This is a genomic window from Corynebacterium sp. HMSC08C04, from assembly GCF_001807495.1.
GTDB lineage: Bacteria > Actinomycetota > Actinomycetes > Mycobacteriales > Mycobacteriaceae > Corynebacterium > Corynebacterium simulans.
In genome coordinates this window covers 56,812-62,811 of record NZ_KV789194.1, presented here as the reverse complement: position 1 = coordinate 62,811, position 6,000 = coordinate 56,812, and the positions used below count along the sequence as shown (strand labels likewise).

Genomic DNA, 6,000 nt, shown 5'->3' with positions numbered 1-6,000 from the left:
CAGACATCATCACGACAACGACAACCAGAAGCCTCTTATCCAGCCCCTCGCTCTCGAAGCGACTCGGAATAACTTACCCACCGATTCAATCAATGTCAAATCGAAGAAGAAAAATTCATCCGAACCACAACTTAGTTAACCTCACGGCCAACTCGTTGCGACCTGGATTAATTTAGCCCCCACCCCACAAACAACACAAATCCCCAGTACACACCGCATTTTTAGGTGCATACTGGGGATAAACAGGGCGTCGTAAAGCGCTTAGTACGTCTCCGGCTCCTGCGTGCGCTTGATGTCGGCGCCCAAACGCGAGAGATTCTCAACGAAGTTCGGGTAGCCACGATCGATGTGGAAGACATCGTGAACGGTGGTTACTTCATCTGCGCACAATGCGGAGAGCACCAACCCAGCGCCGGCACGAATATCGGAGCTCCAAACATGGGTGGAAGAAAGTCTCTGCTGACCACGAATAACAACGTGGTGGCCATCCACCTGCGCATCGGCGCCGAGACGGAGCATCTCATCCACGAAACGGAAGCGGGATTCGAAGACGTTCTCCGTGATGACCGTGGTGCCTTCGGCAACGGCGGAAAGGCCAATCGCCATCGGCTGCAAGTCAGTTGGGAAACCCGGGAATGGAAGCGTTTGGTAATCCACCGCAGTTGGTCGGCCGTTCATGCGAACGCGAAAGCCGTTGTCATAATCTTCGATTTCGGCGCCAGCGGACTTCAGCTTCTCCAGCGGCAGGTGCAGGTGACGCGGCGCGATACCGCCGACGGTGATATCCCCCTGCGTCATCGCTGCAGCATAGGCCCAGGTGCCGGCAACAATGCGGTCACCGATTACCCTGTGTTCGGTGGGATGCAGCTTTTCTACGCCGCGGATCGTGATGGTGGAGGTGCCTTCGCCCTCGATATCTGCGCCCATCTCCTTGAGCATCATGCACAGATCAACGATCTCTGGCTCTCGGGCTGCATTACGCAAGACGGTCTCACCGTCTGCGAGGACAGCGGCGGTAAGAATGTTTTCGGTTGCACCGACGGATGGGAAGTCCAAGCGAATGTTGGCGCCGTGGAGCTCATCGGCCACAGCTACTACCGCGCCATGCTCAATATGGGTACGTGCACCCATCTTCTCCAGACCCGATTGGTGCATATCCAGCGGGCGCGAACCGATGGCATCGCCACCGGGGAGGGCAATCTTCGCATGACCGCAGCGAGAGGTCAGCGGACCCAGCACGCAAACAGAAGCGCGGAACTGACGTACAGCATCGAAGTCCGCGTTTGAGTGGAGCTTTTCGGGGACGGTAATCGTAACGACGTCGCCGTCGATAGTTACTTCGCAGCCTAGGCCTTCTAGAACCTTGCGCATCAACGGGACGTCGAGAATCTGCGGGCAGTTGGTCAACGTCGTGGTGCCTTCCGCCAAAAGCGAGGCGGCCATGAGCTTCAGGACGCTGTTTTTCGCGCCATCAACCACAACCGTGCCTTCGAGCCGTGCACCACCAGAGACAATAAATTGGTCTTTCACATCTTCCTAAACTACCGGATGCCCCTGAAAAACTTCTGCAAGTTTCAGGGGCATCCGGGTAGAAGAACCATGTATATCAGGGCAATGCGCCGATACGGCGAGCGGCATTGACCGCTTCATAACGGGTATGCGCACCGAGTTTGCGCATCACGGAGCGTAGATAGGACTTCACGGTCTCTGCACCGATGCCCATTTCCTCAGCCGCCTCTACGTTGGTGTGGCCAAGCGCCACGCAAGACAGGACATCAAGCTCACGGGCGGAAAGCTTCGTAGACTGCTTAACGCGGACCGGAGAAACCATCTGATCGCACAAAGCCTCAAGTTCCTTGCGCAGATCCTCGTCGTCTACGCGGTTAGCCAACATTCGCAGCTTGGAGTGCGTGGAGCGCACCTGCTCCCACTCCGCGCCATTCATGACGTGGCCGCGGGCAGCGCCGCCCTTACCGCCATCGGCGCGGCGCATCGCGGAATTAACCGCCAAATCCTGCTCCAGACAACGGGCGGTCATGGTTACTTCCTCAATAACCTTGTCTCCCAAACGCACTGGAGAGTGAACGCCGACGTAAAGGACACCGCGGATCTCACGCTGCACCGTGACCGGAACAGCCACGATGGAGTGCAGACCTTCGTCCTGGATGTAGCGGTCATTTTCATGCGAAATGGTGGTCGCACGAGCGTAGTCCGAAACACCTACTGCACGGCGCGTGCTGACAACACGGCCGCCCACTCCGACTCCGGCGTCACTGATCAGGTTTTGCAAAGCCGGCGTGCGCAGGCCGACCCACTGGGTGATCTGCAGACGATTATCGGGAAGCAGGGTTCCGTACATCGTGACGGGAATGCCGGTTGCGGTCTTCAGGGAAGACAGTGCGGCGCGTACGGCTTCGTCGTCATCTTTGAGGCGATGCGGCTCCATGAGAATCTCTCTCCTAGTTGGGGGTAACCAGTAGGTGCACCCATACCCACCATGCGATTCGGGGGTAAAAGAACACGTTCCCCGCAGTATAACCGGCCAATGGGGGTAAGAATAAATCGCCTTACTGCCAAAGCGCGATCCAAATCCCACAGCCAGTGCCCGAATGATCGGTTCAGAAGCTATGTACCGCTTTGTCTAGTAGCGTGGTGTACAGTAGCTAGGGTACGCACGAAGATATTTTCCAAGGAGTCCTCAAAGTGGCTGTCTACAACAACATTCTGGAAACCATCGGCAATACCCCACTGGTTCGCCTGAACCGCCTGACGGAGGGCCTCGGCGCAGAGGTGCTGGTGAAGGTCGAATCCTTCAATCCTGCTAACTCCGTTAAGGACCGCATTGGCAAGGCTATTATCGACGCCGCGGTAGAAGCCGGCGAGCTCAAGCCGGGCGGCACCATCGTCGAGGCCACCTCCGGCAACACCGGCATCGCGCTCGCCTTCGCTGGCGCCACCCTTGGCTACAAGGTCATCCTCACCATGCCGGAGACCATGTCCAACGAGCGCAAGGTGCTGCTGCGTGCTTATGGCGCAGAGATCGTCCTGACCCCAGGTGCAGCCGGCATGAAGGGCGCCGTCGACAAGGCGAATGAGATCATCGCCAACAACGACAACGCCATCCTGGCTTCCCAGTTCGCCAACGAGGCAAACCCGAAGATCCACGAGGCAACCACCGGCCCAGAGATCTGGAACGACGCCGAAGGCAAGGTTGATGCTTTCGTCGCCGGCGTCGGCACCGGCGGCACCGTCACCGGTGTTGGTCGCTACCTGAAGTCCAAGAATGCCGACCTCCACCTAGTTGCCGTCGAGCCGGCTGACTCCCCTGTTTTGTCTGAAGGCCACGCTGGCCCGCACAAGATTCAGGGCATCGGCGCAAACTTCGTCCCAGAGGTACTAGACCGCGAGCTGCTCGACGAGGTCATGACCGCCACCAACGAAGAGGCAATTGAGACCTCCCGCAAGCTAGCTACCGAGGAAGGCCTACTGGTGGGCATTTCCGCCGGCGCAAACATCTCCGCAGCACTCAAGCTGGCTGCTCGCCCAGAGTTTGAGGGCAAGACCATCGTTGCGGTTCTGCCGGACTTTGGTGAGCGTTATGTCTCCACCGTCCTGTTTGAGGACATCCGCGAGGCATAATTTTCCTGTCGTTTGAATGAAAAGCACCCATCTTGTTGGTGGGTGCTTTTTCTTTGCCAGTAGTATGTACCACATGAACGTCCTAAAGATGATTCGCGAGGATTTGGCGAATGCCCGTGACCATGATCCCGCGGCCCGAGGAGATGTGGAGAACGCCATAGTCTACTCTGGCCTGCATGCCATCTGGGTGCACCGCATCTGTCATTGGATGTGGAAGCGCGGTTGGCGCGGCCCTGCGCGCATCCTTGCGCAAATCAATCGCTTCTGGACCGGAATCGAAATCCACCCTGGAGCCACCATTGGACGTCGGTTCTTCATCGACCATGGCATGGGAATCGTCATTGGTGAGACCGCCGAAATCGGCGAGGGCGTGATGATCTATCACGGCGTCACGTTGGGCGGCCAGGTGCTCACCCAAACCAAGCGCCACCCCACTGTCCAAGACAACGTCACGATTGGCGCTGGCGCCAAGGTGTTAGGCCCCATCACCATCGGTGAAGGCTCTGCTATTGGCGCAAACGCAGTTGTCACCAAGGATGTGCCTGCAGAGCACATTGCTATTGGTATTCCAGCAAAGAACCGTCCGCGTAAGAAGGAAGAGCGCATCAAGCTCGTCGACCCCGACTATTACATCTAGCTGTTGCTTTGCGACGTCGCCAAGCGCGGCAAAGTGGGCCCCACACGAACGTGGGGCCCACTTTTAGGTTTTAGTTCTCGAGCAGGTGCTGGTATTCCGGGTTCTTCTCGATGAAGCTCGCGACGGCAGAACAGCTGGCGATGACGCGCTTGCCGGCGGTGGATTCATCCTCCAGAGCGGCCTTGATGAGCGGTTTGGACAGGCCTTGGCCTTGGAAGCCCTCGTGGACCACGGTGTGGTGGAAATCGCGGGTTTCTGCAGTGTCGACGTACTCCGCGAAGCCGGCCTCTTCCCCATCGACGGCAATTACGAAACGGGAGGCGTCAGTTTGGTGTGCAACAGAAGTAGTCATGTGGCCCATTAAACCATTTCTGCAAACCAAAAGAACCCCCTTCTACAGAAGGGGGTTGATTTGTGGCCAGAGCCAGGATCGAACTGGCGACCCCACACTTTTCAGGCGTGTGCTCTACCGACTGAGCTATCTGGCCAGAAGCCACAAGTGACTTCGGCGACCCTGACGGGACTTGAACCCGCGACCTCCGCCGTGACAGGGCGGCGCGCTAACCAACTGCGCCACAGGGCCATTTTTCAATTTTTCGTACCTCATTGGGCACGGATAGTTACTTTACACAACGTTGCTGAAATCAAACAAATCTGCAGTTTAACTGCGGTTTTCTCTACTCTTGCGCACCAGTTTTTCAAAAGGCCGCATGAGGCAACGCAAAATATAGGCAGGCGCACACGCAAAGATTTCAGGCCAAGCCATATAAGGCGCTGTAAAGGCGCGTGCGCTTGCCGACGCCGCCTCTTCGAGCCGAGCCACACCTCACGGCTTCAGCGGCCCTCTACGTCGCCATAAAGACGTTTTTGAAGCACGCGCCGCGCCTCTAAGCCCCGCCCCGGTGAAACAACTCCCCCACCCCAACTCACCCCTACACAGTGATGGCCCCAGTAGATCTCGAGCGGGGACTTAAACGAAAGAAAGCAAAAGAAAAAGCCGGCTCCATCACTGGAACCGGCTTATCAATATGGCGACCCTGACGGGACTTGAACCCGCGACCTCCGCCGTGACAGGGCGGCGCGCTAACCAACTGCGCCACAGGGCCATATTGAATTTTGACCTTTAAAAGGTCGGCATGAAGCAAGAAGCTTCGTACCCCCAACGGGATTCGAACCCGTGCCGCCGCCGTGAAAGGGCGGTGTCCTAGGCCGCTAGACGATGGGGGCCCATTGCCTTGGAGCAACGTCTTAAAAATATACTGGAGTAATCGCGCGTTACAAAATCGCCCCGAAAGGAACCCCTAGATGAACGCAGAAAACCATGTCTGACCAGCAACATACCTGCGCCTGCCATGAGCCTCACGCGCACGGGTATAACGCGGATAGCAAAAACAAAGCGAGGTATTTGGCGCGTTTGAAGCGCATCGAGGGTCAAACGCGCGGCATCCACCGCATGATCGAAGAAGACAAATACTGCATTGACATCATCACGCAGATCTCCGCAGTAACCTCCGCGCTAGAAAATGTCTCTTTGGCCTTACTCGAAGACCATATTGAGCACTGCGTAGCCGGTGCCGCCGCCGAGGATGGTCAAGTGGCCCAGGAAAAGCTCGAGGAAGCCATGACGGCTATTCGCAAGCTGGTTAAGAGCTAACGCCCCCAACCAACACATCATGCGAATCTTCAGCGACACTTCAAAGGTCTGACTAGATTGAGCATGAGCT

The 6,000-nt window shown here is 57.1% G+C and carries 6 protein-coding genes and 4 tRNA genes; 3 read left to right on the top strand and 7 right to left on the bottom strand.

Annotated elements, in window-relative coordinates; translation table 11 throughout:
• Positions 1 to 261 precede the first annotated feature (261 nt).
• Both murA and ramA read right to left on the bottom strand, forming a co-directional pair.
• Positions 262 to 1,530 carry a UDP-N-acetylglucosamine 1-carboxyvinyltransferase gene (gene murA, locus HMPREF3169_RS01375; RefSeq protein ID WP_061924465.1) on the bottom strand — a complete coding sequence of 423 codons (1,269 nt, stop codon included), beginning with the start codon at positions 1,528 to 1,530 and terminating at the stop codon, positions 262 to 264.
• A 76-nt stretch (positions 1,531 to 1,606) separates the two neighbouring features.
• Positions 1,607 to 2,446, bottom strand: coding sequence for an acetate metabolism transcriptional regulator RamA (gene ramA / locus HMPREF3169_RS01370; RefSeq protein WP_061924468.1), 840 nt, complete (start codon positions 2,444 to 2,446; stop codon positions 1,607 to 1,609).
• Positions 2,447 to 2,703: 257 nt separating this feature from the next.
• On the opposite strand from ramA, the gene cysK reads away from it, so the two are divergent.
• Positions 2,704 to 3,639: a cysteine synthase A gene (gene cysK, locus HMPREF3169_RS01365; RefSeq protein WP_061924471.1), complete on the top strand. Its 936-nt coding sequence runs from the start codon at positions 2,704 to 2,706 to the stop codon at positions 3,637 to 3,639.
• Between the two features lie 73 nt (positions 3,640 to 3,712).
• Positions 3,713 to 4,276: a serine O-acetyltransferase EpsC gene (gene epsC, locus HMPREF3169_RS01360; RefSeq protein WP_096337004.1), complete on the top strand. Its 564-nt coding sequence runs from the start codon at positions 3,713 to 3,715 to the stop codon at positions 4,274 to 4,276.
• Positions 4,277 to 4,346: 70 nt separating this feature from the next.
• On the opposite strand, the gene HMPREF3169_RS01355 is transcribed toward epsC, so the two are convergent.
• From HMPREF3169_RS01355 to HMPREF3169_RS01335, 5 genes are all read right to left on the bottom strand, one after another.
• Positions 4,347 to 4,637 carry a GNAT family N-acetyltransferase gene (locus HMPREF3169_RS01355; protein WP_061924476.1) on the bottom strand — a complete coding sequence of 97 codons (291 nt, stop codon included), beginning with the start codon at positions 4,635 to 4,637 and terminating at the stop codon, positions 4,347 to 4,349.
• 54 nt (positions 4,638 to 4,691) lie between these two features.
• A tRNA-Phe gene (locus HMPREF3169_RS01350) sits at positions 4,692 to 4,764 on the bottom strand.
• Between the two features lie 21 nt (positions 4,765 to 4,785).
• Positions 4,786 to 4,859, bottom strand: a tRNA-Asp gene (locus HMPREF3169_RS01345).
• A gap of 446 nt (positions 4,860 to 5,305) precedes the next feature.
• A tRNA-Asp gene (locus HMPREF3169_RS01340) sits at positions 5,306 to 5,382 on the bottom strand.
• Between the two features lie 48 nt (positions 5,383 to 5,430).
• A tRNA-Glu gene (locus tag HMPREF3169_RS01335) sits at positions 5,431 to 5,503 on the bottom strand.
• Positions 5,504 to 5,597: 94 nt separating this feature from the next.
• On the opposite strand from HMPREF3169_RS01335, the gene HMPREF3169_RS01330 reads away from it, so the two are divergent.
• Positions 5,598 to 5,930, top strand: a complete 333-nt coding sequence (locus HMPREF3169_RS01330) for a metal-sensitive transcriptional regulator (protein ID WP_061924479.1) — start codon at positions 5,598 to 5,600, stop codon at positions 5,928 to 5,930.
• Positions 5,931 to 6,000 lie beyond the last annotated feature (70 nt).

Coding starts and splice junctions, on each gene's coding strand:
- HMPREF3169_RS01330 (WP_061924479.1), top strand. CDS start 5,598: ATGTCTGACCAGCAACATACCTGCGCCTGCCATGAGCCTCACGCGCAC.
- epsC (WP_096337004.1), top strand. CDS start 3,713: ATGAACGTCCTAAAGATGATTCGCGAGGATTTGGCGAATGCCCGTGAC.
- ramA (WP_061924468.1), bottom strand. CDS start 2,446: ATGGAGCCGCATCGCCTCAAAGATGACGACGAAGCCGTACGCGCCGCA.
- HMPREF3169_RS01355 (WP_061924476.1), bottom strand. CDS start 4,637: ATGGGCCACATGACTACTTCTGTTGCACACCAAACTGACGCCTCCCGT.